Genomic DNA, 23816 nt, shown 5'->3' on the forward strand with positions numbered 1-23816 from the left:
TTTTAATAAATATATTCTTTTAGTTACCTTTTGTAATAATAAGTTTATATGAAAGTTATATTTATACTTAATGGTTATTTCAAAATAAATTTAAAAAAAACTAGAAAATAAAATAAAACATAATTAACTAATAAAAAGAAAATAAAACAAAAATAAGACTTTAAAAAAAATAAAAAATATAAAAAAAAGAATTAAAAGAAATTATCTAATTTCAAAGCCTAAAGCTTTAAGATAATCCTCAACTACTATACGTCCATCAGGACTAAATACATGATATGAAAATGTAAAACTCATAAAGCCATCTTTAATCTGTTTTCCATCATAAACATCGATGAGTTCAACATCAAATGCAGGACCAATCTTTGAAATCATATCAACAAACACATCACCCTCACATTCTTTTGGAAGAAGTAGTGAAACATCATATCTATGAAGTGGCATGTTCTCCTTTTTCCATGTGAAAATCTCATCATCAGATAATATATTAACATTTGAAATTTTAAGATTAACAGTTTTACCTTTAAGATTTACTAATTGCACATTATCACTATCAGCCTTTATAACTTCACCAATGTGAATATTACCTGAGTATTGATGTTTAAGTCCTATCTCTTTTCCTATAGAATTTTTAATAAATTTCACATCTTCTGTAAGTATACTAATTGCCTTATCAGATCGTCCAAGTGCTTCTTCAAACTCATCAAGATAACGTGCTGATTTTATCATATTTTCAACAAATTCATCCTCATTTGAATCAAGCACAAGATCTGCAAGATATCTCATCTCACCAATTAATACTTCACGTGAATGTGCTGTTTGATTGTTTGACTTTTGTATTGAATAGTAAAGATATGGGTTTTGTGATACAATACGACTTATCATATCAAGCATCAGGCTATATACAGGACTTGCAAAATCTCTTGACTTTTTAACACTCACACCTAATTTACGTATAGTTGATGCTATTGAAATGTAGGAAAAGTGTGTAAGTCCCTGTACAACACTCATTGTTTTATCATGTTCTTCTGGTGTTGATACAACAATTTTTGCACTTTTTTCTTTAAGATATGAATATACCCTACTATACCACATGTTACATCGATCTTCAATTGGTGTAAGTATTACTACCTGTCCATCAAGTGATGATATACGTGGTCCAAACATTGGGTGTGTTGGTAGTATTTCAACACCATCTGGTGCATATTTTGATAGTGCATCTGATGGCTGCATTTTAACAGATGTTACATCAATAAGTAGTGATCCAGGCTTTGCATATCCTGCTGTATCTGCTATTGTATCTACCATGTATTCAATTGGTACACTGTATATTACAATATCAGAGTTTTCTATAGCTTCGATATTGTCATCTGTGTAGTTTACTTTTAGTTTCTTTGCAACTTTCATTCCTGAGACTTTATTACGACTTGTAATTGTTACATCAAAGTTGTCATATCTGAGTTGTTCGGCAATCCATTTACCAAGACCTCTTGTTCCTCCTATAACACTAATTTTAATATCTTCATTACAAGTCATAATTTAATCTCCTTCAACCTTTTTTTTAATATCCATATACATGTAGCTTTTTTTGTGTATTTTGGATATCTTCTCTAAAAAAAATCTTTAATGAATATAATTTTCTTGTTTTTAGTATTATTATATTTCTATTTTAGTTGCCTTGTTTTTTCCATAGAATTCACTTACCACCTTTAGTAGTTCTGCTATTTTTGGATTTCCTATTAGTTCTATAAATGCTTCATATTCATTTAAGTTTTTAAGATATACTCCACGTTTTTTTAGTGGTTGTCCATTTACTGATGGATTTAGTTCAACAAATACTGTCTGGTAGTTTTTCTGTTCTGGAGTTTTTACTAGAAATACTCCCTCTACTGATGTTGGAATTCTCTCCCATGGCATTGTTTGTTCAACTGTTTTTACTAATATCTTTTTTTGTTCTTGATCCATAATGTCTGAATTTTTCACCTTTAATTAGTTTTGTAATATTATATTTTATTATTACTACTATAAAAAGTATTACTATTTAATAGTAAAAGTATTACTTATTGGGGGAGATAATATATCATGTGAAAATCAAAAATAATAATAACAATAATAAAGTAAGTGAATGTGCATGAATGAATATATTGAAAATAATCTTTTTGACTTAAAACTGATGGATCAATACATAGAAAAGTATGAAGATAATCTTGAAATTACAGATACAATAAATGAAGCAGTAAATAAATGGATATCAATGCTAAATTCCAAAGAACTAGAATCAGAACTAAAACACCACAAAGACTTCCACCATATCATACTTGAAGAAATATTAGGATATCCATATGACAGTTACAAATGTGAAGAAAACATAGGAAACAACAAACGCCCTGATGTAATACTATACGATAATAAAAAGCCATATGTTGCATGTGAACTTAAATCAACAACAACAAGATTTAATAAAAAAGAAGGAATGAATGCAATAGATCAAGTAACACTATATGCAAGTAAAAAAGAAGAAACAAAATGGGCAATAGTATCAAACTATGAAGAAATAAGACTTTTTAATCCAGCATACAATGAAAAATATATCTCATTTAAATTTGAAGAACTAACAGATACAACAATCCTAAAAAAATTTCTACTAGTTTTCAGTAAATTTAGTCTAATTGATGAAAAAATACCAATCAAACTACTTGATGAAACTAAGATAATTCAAAGACAATTTGAAGATAACTTCTATGAACTATTCTGTGAAACACGTCTAATGTTAATTGAAGAAATAAAACATCAAAATGATTCATTTTCAAATGATGAAATAATAAACTATGCACAACTTATTTTAAATAGATATCTCTTCATATGCTTTGCAGAAGCCCTATCAATAATCCCTCGAGTAACAAAAGACACAATTACCACACCAATTATTAATGAAAATCTATCTGAAGATACTATATGGCAGAGATTAAATGAATTATTTAAATTCATATACAAAGGTAATTCAAAAAAACAAATTTTAAGTTTTGAAGGTGATCTTTTTAAAGATGACCTATATAATAAATTTAAAATTTGTGATTTTATTAAAGATCCAGAAGTATTCTTCAAAGGCTGTTATAGAAAATACAAATTCAATGATAAAGATGTTGAAATTGAAAAGATTCTATCAATTTATGATGATGATGAAACATATGATCCAATAAATCCTATCTTTAGAAATTTACTTCTAATATCATCATTTGATTTTAGTACAGAACTTGATGTGAATATATTAGGGCATATATTTGAAAACAGTATTGGAACTCTTGATGATATTTTTGATGAAACTCAAGATGAAAATGAGGAAGAAGATGGGAATGTAACTCAAAGACAGAAAAATGGAATATTTTACACACCTGAATATGTAACTAATTATATGTGTAAAAACACTATTATATCCTATTTAAGTAAAACATCAGAAGCATTAAGTATTGCAGATTTAATTCAAGAATACCAAGATGATGATGAATTAGACATACTTGATGAAAAACTTAAAAATATTAAAATACTAGATCCTGCATGTGGAAGTGGAGCATTCCTAAATAAAGCAGTAGATATTCTTCTTGATATTCATCAAAGTATTCATGATTCTAAAAATTATTCAAAATCTAATCTTGATAAATGGATAGATAGTATTGAAACAAGAAAAAACATACTTCAAAATAATATATATGGTGTAGATCTTAGTGAAAACTCAGTAGAACTTACTAAATTATCACTATTTCTAAAACTTGCAAGTTCAAAAAATGTAAAAGAAGGATTTAAATTACCTGATTTAAACAATAATATAAAATGTGGAAATTCACTAATAACCAGACTATTTGACTGGGATGGAGAATTTAAAGAAATAATAGAGGGGGGGGCTTTGATGTTATTATAGGAAATCCACCATATTTAGGTTCTAATCATAAAGATGAATATCAAAAACAAAGAGAAGAATTAAATAAATCTGATGAGTATGAAACTTTGTATGGTAAATGGGATTATTATATTGCTTTTATTGAAAAAGGATTAAAATTATTAAAAGAAAATGGTGAATTATCATTCATTATATCTAATGCATATGATCATGCTGATTTTTCTATAAAATCAAAAGAGTGGATTTATAATAATTATCATTTCAAACAGCTGGATTTCTTTAAAAATATTAAAATATTCAATGATGCTAGTGTTGGAAGTACTATATTAACAATTCAAAAAAATAAAACTAAAGAATATACAAAAAAGATCATACATTATGAAGAATTTAATAATATAATAACTTCAAATGTTAATGAATTTGATAAATTGTTTATCACTGATAAAATATTTGATTTAAAAGAAAATATTGAAGAATATAATTTATTATCTGAAATATGTTTTATAAGTACTGGATTAAGGTTAAATTCGTCTGAAAAGTATGAAAAAGAATTTAATAAAAAGTTTAAAAAAGATAAAGTTTTATCTGATATTAAAACTGAAAGATGTACTAGAAAATATGTGGAAAATAAATTTATTGAACCGTATTTTATTAAAAAAATAAGATATGTTGAATATGGTACTGATTTAGTTCCTGAACATATATATACTAAGACTTTTCCTGAACTTTATATTTATCCTAAGATCATTTTTGGTGAAATGAGTAATTGTGCAATATATGATGAAGATAAATTATTATGTGATAATACTTGTACAATTTTAGTTCCTCATAACTCTTTAAAAGGAGTTAAAAATAGAAGTATTAATAGAGGGATTAAAGAAGCTAATAAGATTATAAAAAGTAGCTTTGGTAAAGAAAAAAACAGAGAAAAATTAGAGTTAATTTCTAAAAAATTTGAATTAAAATATATTTTAGCACTTTTAAATTCTAAAGCTTTCAAATACTATTCTAGTTCAAAAGCACGCCATACAGTAGAAAATAGATCATATATTTTAAATATTGTGAAGAATTTATTGATGAAGTTAATGGTTTTATTAATTATTTAAATCGTGAATATAATACCAATATTGATTTTTCTAATTTAAATATTAAATCTAAATTAAAAAGATATTATGATTTAGATTTTGATGAGTTCTTAGAAGAGGTTAAAAAGAAAAGTAAACCTAAATCTATTCTTAAGAAACGTGAAAATATTGAAAATTTAGAAGAAGAATTTAATAAAAGTAAGGAAATACTTCTTCCTCTTAAAGTTGAAATTAATAAGATAAATGATACTATTAATAGTGAAGTTTACAAGTTGTATAATTTAAGTGATGAGGATATTCGAATTATTGAAGCTAAATATAATCAAACATTAGTATAATTTTCCCACCTATACTTCTTTTTTTATAAAATATAAAAATTATGATTAACTATCAAATAACATAAATATATAATAACAACACTTTTTATGGGGAAGATGAATTAAAATGCAGATTAAAAAACAAGACAGAAAAAATCAACTAATAGAGGTAGTAGCCGAAAGTACAGATGATCTATGGCACCTATCACACATAGTAGGAGAAGGTGATGTAGTATCAACACTAACAACACGAAGAATACAAGATACAAACTCAGGAAAAACAAGAGCAGATCGTGGTGTTAAAAAGACATTCTATCTGACTGTAAAAGTTGAAAAAGTAAGCTTCCATAAATACACATCAAATCTACGATTTACTGGAACCATACAAAATGAAGTAGAAGATCTGATAACTGTAGGATCATATCATACAATAAATGTAGAAATAAACAAGCCAATAAAGATAATTAAAAACTGGGATAAATGGTCATTAAGACGACTTAATACTGCTGTTGATGCATCAAAAAGACCAACAGAAATAATTGTAGCAATAGAAGATAACACAACAGATCTTGGAATAATAAAACAATATGGAATAGAATACCGTGGACCTATAACTGGTGACATATCAGGAAAACGTAACATACAAAAAGATAGAAAATCAAAGACTATGGACTACTATGCTGATATTACATCCACCATTAAACAACTTGGTGATGTAAACAAGCTAATAATTGTAGGACCAGGATTTACAAAAAATGGCTACTATGACTATCTTCAAGATAAAGAACCATCTCTTGCTAAAAAATCAGTACTTGAAGCAACAGGTGCAGGTGGACATGCAGGAATAGAAGAAGTTCTTAAAAATGGACTAGTTGAATCACTCTCAAAGGATGCAAAAATAGCAAAAGAAACAACTGCTGTAAATAAATTACTAGAAGCTATAGCTAAAAGCATGGGTGATGTAACATATGGTAAAAATCAATGCCTTAGTGCTGCAAATATGGGAGCTATAGAAAAGCTACTTGTAGTTGATCATATGATACGAGATAACACAATACAAAACATCATGAATACAACAGAAAACATGGGTGGAAGTGTTGAAATAATAAGTAGTGAACATGACGCTGGAAAACAACTAGAAGCACTAGGAAATCTAGGAGCATTTCTAAGATATCCAATATAAATAAGCTAAAAATAAAATAATATAAAAAAAAGAGAATATAATCTCCCCTAAAAAAAAGAAGGAAGTTTAAAAGTATAGAAAGAAGAATTATTCTTTCAATTAACAATTTTTTTCCTTAAAATCTATTTTTCCCTAATATGTTTTTTAACAAAAGCAACTAAATCATTAAGACCATTTAATATACCGTCTGAATAATTAGCAGCAGCAGTTTGCATTTCATCATGATGTTCTAGTGCATATGATACTTTCTCTGTTATATCATCAACATGACTTTCAAGTACAGCACCATTAAATACTTTTGAAAGTGCATGATAACGACCATATTTTACACCAATAACAACAACTACTGGAAGTTTACATGCTATTGTTTCATGAAGTGTAAGACCATCATCTGTAATAACTGCAAGATCTATAAGATCATATAAATCCTTAATATAATTAATATATCCAAGATTTATAATGTTAGGATGATCAATAATTTCATCAATACCATCATGGAGAGGTGCACCAATAATGAAGATATTCACATCATCATTTTCCTCAGCAAACTTACGTGCAGCTTTTGCCATATCATCAAAAAGAGTAGATCCTGATGAGAAAAGTACACTTTTATGTTCTGGATTGAAATTTTCAGGCATTTTGTCAATAATATTATGGTAGTCACCATTTACAATATCTGTTTTTATTGGTGAATACTGCTTTTTAACATCATATTTTGATTCAACATTATCATCTGTAAATCTTGTTGACTCAGGAAGTAGAAGTGTTGGATTAAGCATAAGTGACATCTTAGTATCAGTAGGTGTTGCTGCAACACCAATTGATGGAACACCAGCAAGCTTTGCAGATAAACATCCAATAACAAGTCCTCCACCAATAACACCAATTACACCATCAGCATTTTGTTGTTTAATAAGACTACGACCAGCAAGTGCAGCCTTTATTGACTTAAATGCTGCCTTAATTAATGTCTTCTTAGATGCAGCATGTCCTCCTGCTGCTGGAATTGGACACTTAAGCCATTCTACATTACGTTTTTTAAAATAATATCCAGGTGCTGATGGATCAAGAACTACAGTTGCATCAATACCATGATCATTTAAAGCTTCTGTTATATTATATGCTGTTACTGCATCTCCACCAATACCTCGTCCTGTTACAAAAACTAATAACTTCATATTTCATATACCCTCTATTTGCTATATTCCCTTTAAAAAAAATAATAATAATTAAAAAAAATTCTTAAGTCCTTAATTTATTTATAAATTTCATTTAAATTTATTAAATCTAATATAAACTTTAGTTAATATTATTTATTAAAGTAATGTTATTATTTAATTAAAAACCATATTTAGGCTATTGAAATAAACAAAAAGTTTATATATAGAATATATTAAATTTATTTTTATATTTATAATAAAAATATTTTTGGGAGATATTAATAATGTATGAAGTAATACTAGAAAGAGAAGATTGTACAATGTGCGGAAACTGTGTAGAAATTGATGATACAATATTTACATTTGACTCAGATGATATAGCAACAATTATTGGTGCTGAAAGAGACGATGATGTAGATGAAATCGAAGTAGATGATCCTGAAGTATACAAAGAAGCAGCAGACAATTGTACAGGTGAATGTATAGAAGTTTACGATGAAGATGGAAATCCAGCATAGGATTATATTCTTTAAAAATTTAAACTTTAAAAAATTTTTACAACAAAAAAAGAGAAATTAAAATTATATAGAAAAAATATGGGATGAATAAATCCACATCCCTTTCAACTTTTTTTCTAATATAAAACTAGATTTTTTTTATAAACTTGAAATTTTTCAATATTATTTTATAATATTATTTATCTAAAACTATTTTTTTTAATCATCCAAATAAATAAATATTTTTTTTTATTTTAATACTTATTTTTCAAAATATTAAATTGTGTAGTATTCACCATCAGCACGCATTACCTTATTTAGTAATTTCTGATTTTCAAGAGATACAACAATATTATAAGTTCTCTTTGGTGAAAGTTCAAGATCTCCATATAAAAGAGCACCCTCAATAATATATCTTGGAGCATATCCTCTATATTCCTCGATTACATCACGTATTATTTCATAGGCATCCTGTTCTGTCTTATTTAACATATACTTTTCAAGTTCTGATTTATCCTCAACAACCTTAAATTCCTGATCTAAATCGTCATATGTTATTGTTTTTGAATTTAAATTAATACCTACAAAATTCTTTTTTTCAAGTGATTCAAGAAGATCAAAAACCTCAGTTTCAGATAAATCAAGAAATTCACGAATAGTATCAAATGACATACCAGTAGGATAACTATCTAAGTTATTATTAATTAAAAGAAGTATTTTATTTTCATTTTTTGTAACAATCTGCAATCTTAAAACCTACCCATGTATTTTTTCTTATAGATGTAAATATGCATTTTATAATTAATAATTCTTATAGTATTATAATAAATTTTAATGTGAAAATAGGGTAATTTAGAATATCTATACATAATTTTTATTTATAGCAAAAATAAAACATTAAATTATATGATCAAATAATTAAAAAATAGTATTTTAAATTCTATTTTTAATCAAATAAGTATAAAATTAGACAACATCATATACAAACAAATAAAAAATAAACTATATTTATGAAATAAGATGATTAAATATAAACTTTTTTTTATTATTATACTACTTTAAAAAAAAATTAACCAAAAAAAAATTGTAGATGGAGGCGAAAATATAGATGCTTGATATTTTATATGAAAAGGTAATTGTAAATCGAAGCCAGATAAATGAATTTTTTGACAATATCCGTGGAAATCTTGATGTAGATAAAATAAGAAGTTCATATAATGAATGCAGATTTGATAAAACAATACCAGATAAGACATTTGCAGCAGTAGATGGAAGTCTAAATAAGAAGAAACTAATGGCAGCATTTATCTATGCACTTTCAAGTCAGACAATAATCTATGATTCAAAAACACATATAACAAAACATTCACAAGCAGCAGATGTAAACTACATATCATCAACACAGACAAGCCATATCAACGATATACTCTCACACCAGATGAGCATACTAGAACTTAAAAGTACAATAGATACACTACAAAAACATCCAGAAATAGACTACATGCTTCTTGATGGAATGATCTCAGGAAAAATACTGTATCTATCAATAAATTATGAATTTCCTCAACAAATAGAAGATATGATACAGGATAAAATAGATGAAATTGAACAACAACTCGAAGATGGAAACTTTCCAATAGAGATAGTTATGAATGAAACAATAGTTAATGAAATAATGCAAAATGGAAAATTTAAGCCACAAGAGGAAAATGAAATAAAAGAACAGATAATAAAATATTCACAAACTCTTGAAGAACTTGCATGTATTAACTATCTTCTTGAAAACTATTCAGAAAAAATAGTAGGAGTATCAAAAACAAGCAGTACACATAATCAATTTGAACAAATAATACCTGATGCTGCAGCAGTTGAATATGTATGTCAAAATTCAGGATATACAAATCCAATTGAAAATTCAAATATAAAACCATTAAGACGTGTTACTACACAAAGACGTAGGACAAATGAATTTCCAAAATATAGAAGTCTTTCAGATAGAACATTTACAACATTCTTTACAAGAATTAACAATCATGGAAATGTCCTAAAAATTGAACTTCCATATAAGATATATTCAGATAAACATGAAACAATACAAACAATATTAAATGATCTTAATAGTATAAGTGTTGATGGATATCCATACATACTAAAAAAAGCTCATGATGAAGTTGTAATAAAACAAAGAGATATGGATTCTATAATGAAAGAACTTGGAATATTTGAAAAAACAGGACGAGACATGCTCGAATAAAAAAAAATAAAAATATAGTTGAAAATTTTAGTTAAAAAAAAAGTAATTAGTTTATGTGATTTAATATGACAGAAATAATAGGACGCTCAATAGGTGAAACAGAAACAGGAAGTCTGGAATTTATATCAAAGAAGCTATCTGCAATTGGTGAATATGTATGTATAGACTACAATGATATGACAGTACTTGGTATGATAACAGCAGTAAATAGGGGAAGTTTAACAATAGATTCAGATATACGAAATCCTGACCTTGTTGAAAAAATACATGCACTAGAAGGTGATCTTGAACACTACGTACGTGGATATATTATGATACTTGGTGATATTCATACACTTAAAATACCAAGAACACCAGCACCACCTGGAATTGCAATAAGAAAAGCAACAAAAGAAGAACTTGAAATAGTGTTCCAAAAACCTGACTCAATACGTGTTGGAACAGTACTTACACAGCCTGAAGTTGAAGTTAGAGTAGATGTAAATAAGATGGTATCCAGACATCTTGCAATACTTGCTATGACTGGTGCTGGAAAATCAAATACAACAACAGTGATAATAGATCAACTACTTGCAAAAAAAGGAACACTACTTGTATTTGATATGCACTCAGAATATGGAAGTATAGACTTCTCAAATGGTAAAAAGAAAACAATTGCACCAAAGATCAATCCTAAAGACTTGACAATTGGTGAATTTAAAAGTCTTATGCATATAGGTGAAAATGCTGTAAATCAGGAAAAATACCTGCGTGATGCATATAATCATGCAAGAAGTAAAGTAGTAGATGGACATAAAATCAACTTTATCAAGGAAATGGGAGAGTATATATCTGATCTTGCAAGAAGAATTGAAGATGAAAATAAAAAACATGAATCCATAAAACAGGTCAATAAAAAACATTATGAATCCATAAAACAGGTCGAATTTAAGCTTGACTCACTTGCAAAAAGATACTATAAACTCTTTGATTCAAATGATGAAGCAGATATTGTTGAACTTATAACACCAGGACGTGTAAATATTATCTCACTTGGAAGTGTTGATGAAAGAAGTGTTGATATTATTGTAAAACATACACTTACAAAGATTCTAAGACAACGTAAAAGTGGAGAACTTAAAGTTCCAGTATTTTGTATAATAGAAGAAGCACACATGATAGTATCAGAGAGACGTTCAACAGAATCAAAATATATTATAAGTAAAATTGCACGTGAAGGACGTAAATTTGGTGTAGGACTGTGTCTTGTAAGTCAAAGTCCAAAATCACTTGACTCTGAAACTCTCTCACAGGTAAATAATCTTATAATACTAAGACTTGTTGAGCCTAATGACCAGAAACATGTACAAAATAGTAGTGAAAGTTTAAGTTCAGATCTGCTCAAACAACTTCCATCACTTAACATTGGTGAGGCAATACTACTTGGGCAGATGACAAATATTCCAACAATGGTAAAGATTGATGAATTTGAAGGTAAAGTTGTAGGAACAGACCTGGACATACTAAAAGAATGGCAAAATAGTGTAGTTGAAGAAGAAGAGGAAGAAGATAGTCAATTTGACTTTATAGATGATATAGGGATTTAAATGATGAAAATAGCACACATGGCAGACACACACCTTGGACACAGACAATATGGAATAGAAGAACGTGAAGATGACCTTTATGAGGCATTTAAGAACGTTATTGATGATATGATAGAACGTGATGTTGATGTAGTTCTACATTCAGGTGATCTATTTCAGAATCCAAAACCACAGATAAAAGCAATACTTGCAGCAAAAGAAGGATTTGAAAAACTTAAAAAGCATAACATACCAGTATATGCAATTGCAGGAAATCATGACATAATGCGTAAGTCTGGTACAAAAATTCCACATGAACTATTCATTGATGATAATTTCCATGTACTTACAACACGTAAAAATCACGTAGTAGTTAATGGAGAAGTCTTTATTGCAGGACTTCCATTTCTTCAAAGATCAGAAGAAAAAGTTATAGAAAGACTACTTGAACAAATACAGGAAGCATCACAGGGTTATAAATATAAAATACTCATGCTTCATGGTGGATTGGAGAAATTCAATGAAGGTACATTTGAATATGAATTTAGTAACAAAGCATTACCAGAGGGATTTGACTACTTTGCAATGGGACATATTCATCAGAAACTAACAGGTGACTTTAAGGGTGCTGAAGTTGCATATGCAGGATCAATTGAAAGAATTGATAAAAAAGAACAACTAGATCATCAAAATAAACCAAAAGGATACAATCTTCTAACACTAAGTGATGGAAAAGTTGAATATGAAGAAATTGCAGTACCACTAAAGCGTGAATTTCTTATACGTGATATAGAATATCCTAAATTTGATGAACAACTAGAAAATCTTGTTAATGAAATCACCACTATTAATGAAAAAACAAAACAAAACCCAATACTTCACCTTACAATTAAAGATGGAAGATTTGAAAAAAGTGAAATATCACCAATACTACACAAAACACTTGATGATATAACACTAACACTTAAAGTTAAATACAGACCTATAGAAGATGAAGAAGAGGAAATATTTTCAAATGTTGAAAAAGAACATCTTACACCTGAATATTTCATTAATGAAAGAGTTATGGCAGAATTTGAAAATGAAACAATATCAAGATATGCAGTTGACTTATATGAACAACTAGCACAGAAAAATATGGAAGAATCTGGAAATCTAGCATCAAGGCTATATAATGAAATATATAATGAAAACTAGAAAAAGGGGATTATTGGTAAATGATATTAAATAAACTTGAAATTGAAAACTTCAGATCACACAAGGATACAACAATTGAATTTCCACGTGGAATAACATTAATAGTGGGAAAAAATGGTGCTGGAAAATCATCAATACTTGAGGCAATAAGCTTTGCACTCTTTGGAGAGATTAACACATCACTTGATGAGGCAATACGTCAACCATCAAGTAGTAGTGATATTGTAGATAAGATGAGTGTAAAACTTACATTTGAACATGGTGGAAAAACATATGTTGTAATGCGTCAAAGACGTAAAAATAAGACAACTGTAAGACTTACAGAACTACTAGATGGACACATTAAGCTTATCTCAGAAAAAGTTAACGATGTAAATAATGAAATAAAAGCTAAAATTGGTCTTGATAAAGAATCATTTAAAAATGCTGTATATATAAAACAGGGTGAAATTACAAAACTTACAGATGCCACACCTGCTGAAAGAAAAGAACTTGTATCTAAACTTCTCAATATTGAATCTGTTGCAAAAGCATATGATAATATGAAGGGAGTTATTGATGACTATCAAAAAGAATATGAAAAAAATACTGGAAAGCTTGAAAGCTATACACAAAAACAGGAATCAGAAACTAAGACAAAATCTGAAATTGAAACTTTAGAAAAGATTATTAAAGAATATGAAGTTCAACTTAATGAGTATGAAAAGTTACGTGATGAAAACATAAAAATAAGAGATGAACTTGAAGATAAGAAAAATAAGTATGAAAGAGTTGAAATAGAACTTAGAAATACAAAAGCTCATCTAAATGAAAAAGAATCATTACTTAAAGATTCTGATGAAAGACTTAAAGAGATTAAACATAAAGAAGAGTTAATTAAAAAGATAGAAGTTGAAATTAAACCACTACCTAAACTTAAAGAACTTATAGAACTTAAAAATGCAAGAGATAACGATATTGAACATCTTAAAAATATAACTAAAAGTATTGATGATGTTGAAAAAAATAAGAAAATTATTGAAAAAACACGATCTGGACATGAAAAATACACATCATTAAAACAACAACTTGACATAAAAGAAAAACAACTCAGTGAAGTACAACTTGAAGTTAATGAAAATTCTAAAGTTAAACATGAAATTGATAAGTTATCTGAAAGATGTGATGATATATTTAAAACTATTGCAGGTGAACTTACAGGTAGTATGAAGTTATTTGATCTTAAAAAGCCATTTCCAAGTCCTGCATTATATGATGAATTTCTACTAGAAGAAAAACAAATAACACAAAAATCAATTGATGATATTACAAATACAATCAATGAAAATATTGCTAAGATCCGATCATATGAGTCAATTATAAAAACAACACAAAAATCACTTGAAGATCTCAGGAAAGTTGAAGGTAAATGTCCTATATGTCAATCTGAAATTACACATGAAAAACACGCACAACTTCAAGATGATTATGAATCAGAAATTAGTCAAAATAAGCAGTTAATAGTAAAACTTGAAGATACAAATTCTAAACTTAAATGTGACCTTAAAGTAAAACAGGAGTACTTAGATAAATTATTAAGTGTTAAAATTGATGTTATTAAAAGCTATGATGAAGAATATAGAAAATCATCAAATGAAGTTAAAGAAAAACAAAAGCTTCTCCCTGAAATTGAAAAAGTTGAAGCTAAATTTATACAGATGCAAAATGATATAGCATCTATTAAAGTAGAGATTGCTGAACTTGAAGATGTTAAAAAATCATATGATGTAGCATATGGTATAGTTGCAAATAGTAGTAGTGATTATGAGGCTAATAAACTAAAAGAAACACAGCTAAGATCAAAGATTGAAAAAGCAAAACTAAAAACTGCACACCTTATGAGTGAAGTTCAAGTTAGGGATAATGTTGAAGTTAAAGTTCAATATCTTGAATCAAGAAAAGATGAGTTAAACACCCTTAAAGGTGAAGTTACAAGAAAAGATGACATCCTCAATCAACATGAAGATACTCTAAAACAAATAAATAAATTAAAAGATAAGTATTCAAATTATAGTACAGAAATTAATAAATTACAATATGATCCTAAAGAATACGAAACAATTAACAGTACATGTACATCATACAAACAAAAATGTGAATCTTTAGAAAAAATTCTCATTGAAAACAGAACAGAACTCAGAAAAGAAAATGAAAAACTCACAGAAATAAAAGCAGAACTAAAAGCTCTCGATGAACTCAGAGATGAAAACCAAAACCTCTATGACTACATAAAACTACTTAAAGAAATACGTGAAATCTATGGAAAAGATGGAATACAAAGTGACCTAAGACGTGCTGTAAGACCAAAAATAGAAAAACGTACACAGAAAATCTTTGATGAATTTGGATTTGACTACTCAGAAGTAACACTAGATGATGACTATGAAATAACAATAACACGACAAAGTGAAACACTAACAACAAAACAACTCAGTGGTGGAGAAAAAATAGTAATAGCACTAGCACTACGCCTTGCAATAGCAAGAATACTATCAAATAGAAACAAACTATTAATACTTGATGAACCAACAATACATCTTGACTCAGAACGTAAAGAAAACTTGCTTTACATCATCCAAAAAACAAGTATTGTATCACAGATGCTTGTTATAACACACGATGAGGAAATGGAATCATTATCAGATAACATCATAAAAATATCTAAAAAAGATGCAATATCATACATTGGTGATGATGAAGACGAAAGTATGTAAGTAAATAAGATAAAATTAGTACAATAATAAGTAAGTATTAATAAAAAATAGCTTGAAGTTTAGGTTTAATATATAAAAAAAGGAGAGGTTTAGAATAGATTTTTAGTAGTAATGGAAGTAAATACTAGTATAAATAAATTTTAAACCCTTCAAACTAGCCTAAAAAGAATTCCACACCCAAAGTAAAAATCATTTAGTTACTCTACTCTTTTTTTAAAACTAAAAAAGAAGAAAAAATATTTTTTTTTTCTTATCTTTTTAAAAAAATATTTTAGAAGAAAATATTTACATTATGTTATATTTTTGTAATAATAAAAATTCTTCAGTTGTTAATTTTTTACCATCTTTGAATTTTTGGAAGATTTCTTCTGCTTCTTCTTTTTCTTTTGTTTCATCAGGTTTTCCTTCACCTTTTCTGGATCTGGATGATGATTTAGCTTGATCCATGAATTTGTTAACTTTTCTAATTTCTGTTAATTTAGCTTTAACTTCTTCATGTTTAGCTGTTGCTGCGTTTCTTGAGTTGATGAACTCTTTGTGTTTTTCGTCAGCTTTTTCTCTGATTCCATCGATTTTGTTGAATGATTCAATCATGTCTTCGTGTACTGCTTGTGCTTTGTCAGAAAGTTCTACTACTTTTTGGTGGTATTCTTCTGATTTTTCTTTTAAGTCACCAGCTGATTCTTCATCATCAACATTTGTCTGGATTTTTTTGAGTTGTTTTGTTAAATCAGATACTCTTTTTACAAGTTCATTTTCTTTTCTGATATCTAATACTTTTGTTTGTATTGTTTTATCGATTTTGTTAATTTCAGCTTGTATGTTTGAGATTTCTTTTTTACCGGAACCCCATTCTGATTTTTTGAGTTCTTCATTACATTCGTTTCTTAATTCTTTGAATTTGCGAACTTCTTTGTTGATTTCGTCTCTTTCATTTCTTTTTTCAAGTGCTTTGTTGAGTGTTTCTTTAAGCTCTTGGTTTAATTTGTCACGTTCCTGTCTGAATGCTTTTGTGTTTTCATTCATGTTGTCACGTACATTTTTGAGTTCTGTGAGTTCTGCTTCAAAGGTTCTTTTTACTTGTAGTAATTGTTGGAAGTTTAATTTGGAGTAATCCATTGCATCTTCCTGTTCTTCTGGTTGAGCTTCAGCATCTTTTGCTTCTACTTCTTCAGCTTGAACTTCTTCTTGTGCATCTACTTCTTCTACTACTTCTTCTTTAGTTATCTTTTCTTCGTCTGTCATTATATCAAGTACCTTCCTTAGGTCTTTTTCATTGATTTGAATATCGGCGTGTTCTTTTAATATAGGTTTTGCATTGTATGCTATTCCAATTTTAGCTTGTTTTATCATTTCAAGGTCGTTTGCCCCATCTCCAATTGTCACACATTCATCTAAGGTTATTCCTAGTTCGTCAACTAGGCCTTTTAATACATCAACTTTGTTCTGAGTTACAAGAGGTCCGGATACTTCTCCTGTGAGTTTGCCATCTTCTACTTCAAGTGTGTTATAGAATGCATAGTCTGCACCTATCCATTCTTTTACTTTTAATGCTATTACATCAAAACTTCCTGTAATAATTGCTATAGTATATCCTCTTTTTTTAAGTTCAGCTGCTGTCTCTTTAGCACCTGGATTTAGGGATATATTATTCATTTTAGCATCAATATCATCAACACTTATACCTTTAAGTATTTTTACGCGTTCTCTGATGGATGTTTCAAATGGAATTTTACCTTGCATTGCTTGTAATGTTATTTCACTTATTTGTTCTTCATTACCATTTATTTCTGCTATTTCATCTATTGTTTCTGTATCTATTAAAACATTATCTAGATCAAATACTACCAATTTAATCAAAAGATCACCAATATTTTTTTTAATAAGAATAAAACTTAGAATAAAATTCTATTCTAAAAAGCCTTATTAAATATAATATTTATCTTTTTATGTATATTCTTTTTTCGATTTTTTTCAAGATATTTATCATTTTATAGGGCTTAGCTATGTTTTATTTTATTAAATATTTTGGAGATTATGTGTGGTGTTTATGTTTTATTCTGGAGTATAAATAAATTAACTCATTTAATATTGGATCATTTATACCTAATTATTCTTCAATTAAGTATAATTCAATTAAGCGTTCTTTTGTTTTTTGAACACCTAATAATGCTTGATCAGCTGTTTTTGCTCCAGTACATACAACTTTTCCTGAACCGAATAATAGTAATACTACTTTTGGATCTTCAAGTCTGTATACTAATCCAGGGAATTGTTCTGGTTCATATTCTGTATTTTCAAGATCTAATGCTACTGCTTCTAGGTTTAATACTTTTCCTAGATTTGCTGATGCTACGATGTTTTGAATTTTTATTTCAAATTCTTGAGGGATTTCAGGATCGAGTTGTCTAATTTTATCCACAGTCATGTGAATTGCTTTCATAGAATCGTCGATACATTTTGCCCCTGTACATACTAATTTACCAGATCCAAATATTAAAGCAGCTGTTTTAGGTTTTTTAAGTTTAAATACAAGTCCAGGGAATTGTTCTAGGTTGTATTCTACGTTTTCTAAAGCAGGTGCGATTCTAGGTAGTTCTAAGGATTTACCTAGTGTTGCGGATGCTACTATATTTTCAACTTTTATTTTTACATCTGCCATTATTTCTCCTCCATTGTTGTGATAAAAAAAATTAAGCATTTTTTATTATTTTATTGTATAAATTTATACTTCAAAAAATTCGTGATTTAAAAGACTAATTTATAATATAATTTAATTTAACTTCTCTAGAATAGTTTAATTTAAATTTAAAATAATATTTATAAAAATAATCTTCTTAGAATTATCTAATCCATTTTTGGGGTTTAAAGAATCCAACTCATCACTCATCTTTCTCTCTATGCTTATTTATTATAATATCTATTTAAAAAATACAAAATAACATATTATGTCTTTATTTATGTACTTTTTTATTTATATATATAACTATATAACTTATGAAAAAATTAAATAAAATTATACTTATCTTAATACTAGAATATACTATATAAGAGGAAATTTGATAATATGATAGAAATTGAAATAAAAGCAAAAATTAATGATTCAAAAAAAGCAATGGAAGATCTAGGCAAAATTGGTGCAACATATTCACATACAGAAAGACAACATGACATCTACTTTAATGCACCAGATAAAGATTATGCAAAAACAGATGAAGCATTAAGAATACGTCAAATTCCTGATGGTGATGACTTTAAACGTATCCTAACATATAAAGGACCTAAAATCAACTCAAAAAGTAAAACAAGAAAAGAAGTAGAAGTTGAAATTTCAGATGTAGATGCTATGAATGAAATACTAGTAAATCTTGGATTTAAGGCATCTGCAATAGTATCTAAAATTAGACGTATATTTAACTATGAAGACTATACTATCACACTTGATAAGATTGAAGAATTAGGATACTACATGGAAATAGAATATGTAACAGATGATGAAGCTAAAGTTGATGAAATGTGTGATAATATAATGGGAGTATTTGAAAAATTAGGTATTACAGATGGTTTTGAAAGAACCTCCTATCTTGAACTTCTAGAACAAGTTAAAGATGTATCAGTTAAAGATAATGAAGAATAAATAAAATTACATCATTGTCCACCATATTTTTTTTTATTAATTTAGTTAGTATTAATTAAAAGATTATATAATTTAAAAAATATAGAATATACTATTATTAACTAATAAAATATATAAAAAATAATGTTATAATTTTAGTGTTAAAAAAAAATTCAATGGGATGGAATTTAAAAAAACACATATGAAAAATGATAATATTTCATTTTTTTAAAAACAATTTACACAAATTAAATCAAGGGATGGTAAACCAATGGATAGATTTGTAAGTATATACAACCAAGAAGTAGAATACGATTTTCCTAAGAAAATAAACATATACGATACAACTCTAAGAGATGGAGAACAAACACCAGGTGTATTTTTCTCTGTTGATGAAAAATTAGAAATAGCACATAAACTCGATGAACTTGGAGTAGGCCAGATTGAAGCTGGATTTCCAAGAGTTTCAGAAAATGAAAAACTTGCAGTAAAAACTATTGCAAATGAAGGACTTGATGCAGGTATCATATGTCTTACACGTACAAAACAAGAAGATATAGATGCAGCTCTTGATGCAGATGTTGATGGAGTAATTACATTTATGGGACTATCTGATCTTCACCTAGAAGTTAAGATGAACAAACCAAGAGAAGAAGTAAATGAAATCTGTATGAATGCAGTAGACTATGCAAAAGATCATGGACTATTTGTAGCATTTTCAGCAGAAGATGCAACAAGAACAGAACTTCCAAAACTAATAGATATCTACAAACAAGCAGAAGAACATAAAGCAGACAGAATACACATCGCAGATACAACAGGATCAATAAATCCATCAGCAATGAGATATCTAGTACGTAATATTAAAAAAGAAATCAATACAGAAATTGCACTTCACTGTCACAACGACTTTGGAATGGCAGTAATTAACTGTATTGCAGGACTTCAAGAAGGTGCATCTGCAATTTCAACAACAGTAAATGGAATTGGTGAAAGAGCAGGAAACACATCACTTGAAGAGCTAACAATGGCACTTAAACTATTATATAACAAAGATCTTGGATTTAAAACAGAAATTATCCATGAACTATCAACAATTGTATCAAAATATAGTGAAATACCAATAGCAGACAACAAACCTGTAGTTGGAAATAACATATTTAGACATGAATCAGGAATACATGTAGATGCAATACTTAAAAATCCACTAGCATATGAACCATATGTACCTGAAATGGTTGGAACAAAAAGACAAATTGTACTAGGTAAACATTCAGGAAAAGCAGCAGTAGCAGAAAAACTTGACACATTAAATATAAAAGTTGACGATGCAAAACTTCTTGAAACTGTAGATCTTGTTAAAAAAGAAAGAGAAAAAGGAGAAAATATAACAAACGAAAAATTCAATGAAATACTCCAAAAAGCAAATATTGATGGATGAGGAAAACATATGAATATAACTGAAAAAATACTGGCTAAATCTGCAAATAAAACAGAAGTGCAACCAGATGAAACAATAAATGCAAATATTGATATTGCAATGAGTCATGATGGTACATCACCACCTACAATTAAAGTATTTGAAAAACTAACAGACAAAGTATGGGATCCAGAGAAAATTGTACTTGTATTTGACCATAATGTACCTGCAAATACAATAGGATCAGCAGAATTCCAACAAGTAGTACGTGAATTTGGAAAAAAACAAAACATAAAAAACATGTACATACAAGGAGAAGGAGTATGTCACCAAGTACTACCAGAAATGGGACATATTAAGCCTTCAACTGTTGTTGTAGGTGCAGATTCACACACATGTACCTATGGTGCATTTGGTGCATTTTCAACAGGTCTTGGAGCAACAGATTTAGCATTAGTATATGCTACAGGACAAACATGGATTAAAGTACCACACTCACTTAAACTTAATGTTAATGGTACACTTGGTGAAAATACCTACTCAAAAGATGTTATATTAAATATCATTAAAACTCTTGGATCATACGGTGCAACATATAAGGCACTTGAATTTCATGGTGATACAATAGATAATATGTCACCTGATGCAAGAATGACAATGACAAATATGGCAATTGAATGTGGAGCAAAAAATGGTATAATGATACCAAATAAACAAACAGAAGAATATCTTGCAGCACGTGGTGTAACAGATTATGAAATTACAACACCAGATAAAGATGCAGAGTATGAAAAAGTATATGATTTTGATGTTGATGATTTACAACCACAAGTTGCATGTCCACACAATGTAGATAATGTTGAAGATGTAGATAAAGTAAGTGGAACTACAATTAACCAAGCAGTACTTGGTTCATGTACAAATGGACGTTATGAGGATTTAGAACAAGCAGCTGAAATTCTTAAAGGAAACAAAGTACATCCTGATGTTCAACTTCTAGTATTCCCTGCATCAAGAAAAATCTATCAAGATGCAATAGATTCAGGAATTATTCAAACACTCCTTGATTCAAATGCTATAATTTGTAATCCTGGTTGTGGACCATGTCTTGGTGCACATATGGGTGTAATGGATGATAATATGAGTTGTATTTCAACAACAAATAGAAACTTCCTTGGACGTATGGGTAGTGCAAAATCATTTGTATATCTATCAAATCCAAAAGTTGTAGCAGCATCAGCTATACGTGGTGAAATTACAAATCCTAGTGATATATAATTTCACAAATTTTACATAACCTCCTTTCAATTACCTTTTTCTTTAATTAAATTATTTTAAAAATCAGTAGTTAAAAAAAGTTTTTTATCTAAAAAAAAGAGAAGATTAAGGGTATTTCTCCCAAATTATTGAGAAAAATAGATTATACATTTTTTTTTATACTGGTGTTGTTTTAATATCAATATCTTCATGTGATTGTTTCATAATTTTATTTATATAGTATTTTGCATATACTAATGCTACTATTCCACCAATAAATCCACCTATTACAATTCCTCCATAGATTCCAAATTCACCAAGTCCAAGTGTTACAGCAAAGAGTATTGCAAATATATATTCACATACTGTACATCTAAACATTTTAATTACAAATGCTGTTATTCCTTTTCCTATTCCTTGGAAGAACATTACAGATAGTGTTCCGAAACATACACCATAGAATTTAAGTACCATTATACGTAGTGCTAGTGCTATGTGTGGTATCATTGATGCTGTTTGTTGATTTGTAAATGCTGTACATAGTTGTGGTGCAAATACTAAAAAGATTACTACAAGTATTGTTGTTATAGTTAGTGTTAATTTTAGTCCATATCCAAATGATTGTTTTAGTTTTTTGAAGTCTTTTGATCCATATGCTGCTCCTGCTACTGTAATTAATGCAAATCCTATTCCTGATATTGGTAGATCTACTACTTCAATTAGTCTTAGTACTGCTGCATATGTTGCAACTCCATTTACTCCTCCTGCTGTTACAAAGAGCCAGTTTCCTATTATACTTAGTGAACTAAGCATGATACATTCAATTGTATATGGTATTGCTATGTTAAATAGATCAAGTACTATTGCTTTGTTAAATTTAAAGTTACTGAGTGATAAGTCAAGATATATGTCTTTTTTATACTGTATCCAGTAGAAAAGTATTAGACAACTTATAAGTGTTGAAAGTACTGTTGCATATGCTGCTCCACTTATTCCCATGTGAAGATAGTATATGAATATTGGATCTAGTATCATATTTAGTATTGATGTTGCCATCATTGCATACATTACACGTTTTGCATTTCCTTCTGCTCTTAGTATTGCTATTGCAATGTTGTTATATAGTGTTATAAATAAGCATCCAAACTGTATATAACTATAATTTAATGCTGCTTGTGTTGCACTTCCTGCATTCATCCACATTAGTATTGTTGGTAATGCAAGACATAAGGATATTCCACATATTATTGATATTATCAGTGTTATTATCATTCCATGTAATGCCGTGTTATTTGCTTGTTTATAGTTATTTGATCCTATAAATCTTGCAATTAAACTATTTACTGCTATTTCTGTACCACTTCCCAGACTCATTGCTATCATTAAAAGTGGTGCTACAAATCCTATTGCAGCTAATTCTTCCATTCCTAATCCTGCAACCCATATTTCATCTGCTATATTGTATAATGTTACAAATAGCATACTAAATATTATTGGCCATGCTAATTTTTTTATTGCTGTTTTATGATCGCCCATTATAAGATCGATATTGTCGTTTGTCTCTGCCATTTTTGGATCCCACTCCTTTTATTGCATTAGAATAATTATTAAAAAATTTAT

At 28.3% G+C, this 23816-nt stretch carries 18 protein-coding genes; 11 read left to right on the forward strand and 7 right to left on the reverse strand.

Translation table 11 applies throughout. From position 1 onward, the window contains the following. Positions 1–201: 201 nt before the first annotated feature. Both MRZ80_RS03685 and MRZ80_RS03690 read right to left on the reverse strand, forming a co-directional pair. Entirely contained in the window at positions 202–1533 is a 1332-nt protein-coding gene (locus MRZ80_RS03685) for a prephenate dehydrogenase (RefSeq protein ID WP_292536274.1), read from the reverse strand. A gap of 120 nt (positions 1534–1653) precedes the next feature. Continuing rightward, complete coding sequence (locus MRZ80_RS03690; RefSeq protein WP_292536276.1) at positions 1654–1962, reverse strand: hypothetical protein; 309 nt, start codon at positions 1960–1962, stop codon at positions 1654–1656. A 166-nt stretch (positions 1963–2128) separates the two neighbouring features. On the opposite strand from MRZ80_RS03690, the gene MRZ80_RS03695 reads away from it, so the two are divergent. The 3 genes from MRZ80_RS03695 to MRZ80_RS03705 all read left to right on the forward strand — a co-directional run bounded on the left by MRZ80_RS03695 (position 2129) and on the right by MRZ80_RS03705 (position 6477). Further along, positions 2129–3913, forward strand: coding sequence for a DNA methyltransferase (locus MRZ80_RS03695; protein ID WP_292536278.1), 1785 nt, complete (start codon positions 2129–2131; stop codon positions 3911–3913). After that, positions 3910–4998, forward strand: a complete 1089-nt coding sequence (locus MRZ80_RS03700) for an Eco57I restriction-modification methylase domain-containing protein (protein WP_292536927.1) — start codon at positions 3910–3912, stop codon at positions 4996–4998. The genes MRZ80_RS03695 and MRZ80_RS03700 overlap by 4 nt, the downstream gene beginning before the upstream one ends. Before the next feature lie 423 nt (positions 4999–5421). Further along, positions 5422–6477, forward strand: coding sequence for an mRNA surveillance protein pelota (locus tag MRZ80_RS03705; RefSeq protein ID WP_292536279.1), 1056 nt, complete (start codon positions 5422–5424; stop codon positions 6475–6477). Positions 6478–6599: 122 nt separating this feature from the next. Here the strand turns inward: MRZ80_RS03705 and MRZ80_RS03710 are convergent, their stop codons facing one another. Continuing rightward, the gene (locus MRZ80_RS03710) at positions 6600–7655 is read right to left on the reverse strand and encodes a glycosyltransferase (RefSeq protein ID WP_292536280.1); all 1056 of its coding nucleotides are present in this window, start codon (positions 7653–7655) and stop codon (positions 6600–6602) included. A gap of 266 nt (positions 7656–7921) precedes the next feature. Between MRZ80_RS03710 and MRZ80_RS03715 the strand changes: the two genes are divergently transcribed. Continuing rightward, the gene (locus MRZ80_RS03715; RefSeq protein WP_292536282.1) at positions 7922–8155 is read left to right on the forward strand and encodes a ferredoxin; all 234 of its coding nucleotides are present in this window, start codon (positions 7922–7924) and stop codon (positions 8153–8155) included. 255 nt (positions 8156–8410) lie between these two features. On the opposite strand, the gene MRZ80_RS03720 is transcribed toward MRZ80_RS03715, so the two are convergent. Continuing rightward, entirely contained in the window at positions 8411–8881 is a 471-nt protein-coding gene (locus MRZ80_RS03720; protein ID WP_292536284.1) for a hypothetical protein, read from the reverse strand. A 361-nt stretch (positions 8882–9242) separates the two neighbouring features. Between MRZ80_RS03720 and MRZ80_RS03725 the strand changes: the two genes are divergently transcribed. The 4 genes from MRZ80_RS03725 (at position 9243) to MRZ80_RS03740 (ending at position 15903) form a co-directional block, all read left to right on the forward strand. Continuing rightward, positions 9243–10388 carry a DNA double-strand break repair nuclease NurA gene (locus tag MRZ80_RS03725; protein ID WP_292536286.1) on the forward strand — a complete coding sequence of 382 codons (1146 nt, stop codon included), beginning with the start codon at positions 9243–9245 and terminating at the stop codon, positions 10386–10388. A gap of 65 nt (positions 10389–10453) precedes the next feature. Then, positions 10454–11974 carry an ATP-binding protein gene (locus tag MRZ80_RS03730; RefSeq protein ID WP_292536288.1) on the forward strand — a complete coding sequence of 507 codons (1521 nt, stop codon included), beginning with the start codon at positions 10454–10456 and terminating at the stop codon, positions 11972–11974. Further along, positions 11975–13150: a DNA repair exonuclease gene (locus MRZ80_RS03735; RefSeq protein WP_292536290.1), complete on the forward strand. Its 1176-nt coding sequence runs from the start codon at positions 11975–11977 to the stop codon at positions 13148–13150. A gap of 20 nt (positions 13151–13170) precedes the next feature. After that, a complete protein-coding gene (locus MRZ80_RS03740; protein WP_292536292.1) occupies positions 13171–15903 on the forward strand; it encodes an AAA family ATPase in 2733 nt (910 codons plus the stop codon). A 285-nt stretch (positions 15904–16188) separates the two neighbouring features. Here MRZ80_RS03740 and serB read toward each other — a convergent pair whose 3' ends face one another. Both serB and MRZ80_RS03750 read right to left on the reverse strand, forming a co-directional pair. Then, positions 16189–17763 (reverse strand): phosphoserine phosphatase SerB, encoded by a 1575-nt coding sequence (gene serB / locus MRZ80_RS03745; RefSeq protein ID WP_292536294.1) that lies wholly within the window; start codon positions 17761–17763, stop codon positions 16189–16191. Between the two features lie 250 nt (positions 17764–18013). After that, positions 18014–18565: a TATA-box-binding protein gene (locus tag MRZ80_RS03750; RefSeq protein ID WP_292536296.1), complete on the reverse strand. Its 552-nt coding sequence runs from the start codon at positions 18563–18565 to the stop codon at positions 18014–18016. A gap of 405 nt (positions 18566–18970) precedes the next feature. Between MRZ80_RS03750 and cyaB the strand changes: the two genes are divergently transcribed. From cyaB to hacA, 3 genes are all read left to right on the forward strand, one after another. Next, positions 18971–19540, forward strand: coding sequence for a class IV adenylate cyclase (gene cyaB, locus MRZ80_RS03755; RefSeq protein ID WP_292536298.1), 570 nt, complete (start codon positions 18971–18973; stop codon positions 19538–19540). 250 nt (positions 19541–19790) lie between these two features. Then, complete coding sequence (locus MRZ80_RS03760) at positions 19791–20960, forward strand: homocitrate synthase family protein (protein WP_292536300.1); 1170 nt, start codon at positions 19791–19793, stop codon at positions 20958–20960. 9 nt (positions 20961–20969) lie between these two features. After that, positions 20970–22217 (forward strand): homoaconitase large subunit, encoded by a 1248-nt coding sequence (gene hacA, locus MRZ80_RS03765; protein WP_292536302.1) that lies wholly within the window; start codon positions 20970–20972, stop codon positions 22215–22217. Positions 22218–22373: 156 nt separating this feature from the next. Here the strand turns inward: hacA and MRZ80_RS03770 are convergent, their stop codons facing one another. Next, on the reverse strand, positions 22374–23765 hold the full coding sequence (locus tag MRZ80_RS03770; protein ID WP_292536303.1) for an MATE family efflux transporter: 1392 nt from the start codon (positions 23763–23765) through the stop codon (positions 22374–22376). Positions 23766–23816 lie beyond the last annotated feature (51 nt).

The sequence above is a fragment of the Methanosphaera sp. genome (assembly GCF_022768985.1).
Taxonomy (GTDB): domain Archaea; phylum Methanobacteriota; class Methanobacteria; order Methanobacteriales; family Methanobacteriaceae; genus Methanosphaera.

Bases quoted from the DNA above. Each gene is read 5' to 3' on its own strand.
- MRZ80_RS03710 (WP_292536280.1), bottom strand. From the start codon at position 7,655: ATGAAGTTATTAGTTTTTGTAACAGGACGAGGTATTGGTGGAGATGCA.
- MRZ80_RS03725 (WP_292536286.1), top strand. From the start codon at position 9,243: ATGCTTGATATTTTATATGAAAAGGTAATTGTAAATCGAAGCCAGATA.
- MRZ80_RS03760 (WP_292536300.1), top strand. From the start codon at position 19,791: ATGGATAGATTTGTAAGTATATACAACCAAGAAGTAGAATACGATTTT.
- MRZ80_RS03690 (WP_292536276.1), bottom strand. From the start codon at position 1,962: ATGGATCAAGAACAAAAAAAGATATTAGTAAAAACAGTTGAACAAACA.
- MRZ80_RS03770 (WP_292536303.1), bottom strand. From the start codon at position 23,765: ATGGCAGAGACAAACGACAATATCGATCTTATAATGGGCGATCATAAA.
- MRZ80_RS03735 (WP_292536290.1), top strand. From the start codon at position 11,975: ATGATGAAAATAGCACACATGGCAGACACACACCTTGGACACAGACAA.
- MRZ80_RS03685 (WP_292536274.1), bottom strand. From the start codon at position 1,533: ATGACTTGTAATGAAGATATTAAAATTAGTGTTATAGGAGGAACAAGA.
- MRZ80_RS03715 (WP_292536282.1), top strand. From the start codon at position 7,922: ATGTATGAAGTAATACTAGAAAGAGAAGATTGTACAATGTGCGGAAAC.
- MRZ80_RS03730 (WP_292536288.1), top strand. From the start codon at position 10,454: ATGACAGAAATAATAGGACGCTCAATAGGTGAAACAGAAACAGGAAGT.
- hacA (WP_292536302.1), top strand. From the start codon at position 20,970: ATGAATATAACTGAAAAAATACTGGCTAAATCTGCAAATAAAACAGAA.
- cyaB (WP_292536298.1), top strand. From the start codon at position 18,971: ATGATAGAAATTGAAATAAAAGCAAAAATTAATGATTCAAAAAAAGCA.
- MRZ80_RS03705 (WP_292536279.1), top strand. From the start codon at position 5,422: ATGCAGATTAAAAAACAAGACAGAAAAAATCAACTAATAGAGGTAGTA.
- MRZ80_RS03695 (WP_292536278.1), top strand. From the start codon at position 2,129: ATGAATGAATATATTGAAAATAATCTTTTTGACTTAAAACTGATGGAT.
- MRZ80_RS03740 (WP_292536292.1), top strand. From the start codon at position 13,171: ATGATATTAAATAAACTTGAAATTGAAAACTTCAGATCACACAAGGAT.
- MRZ80_RS03750 (WP_292536296.1), bottom strand. From the start codon at position 18,565: ATGGCAGATGTAAAAATAAAAGTTGAAAATATAGTAGCATCCGCAACA.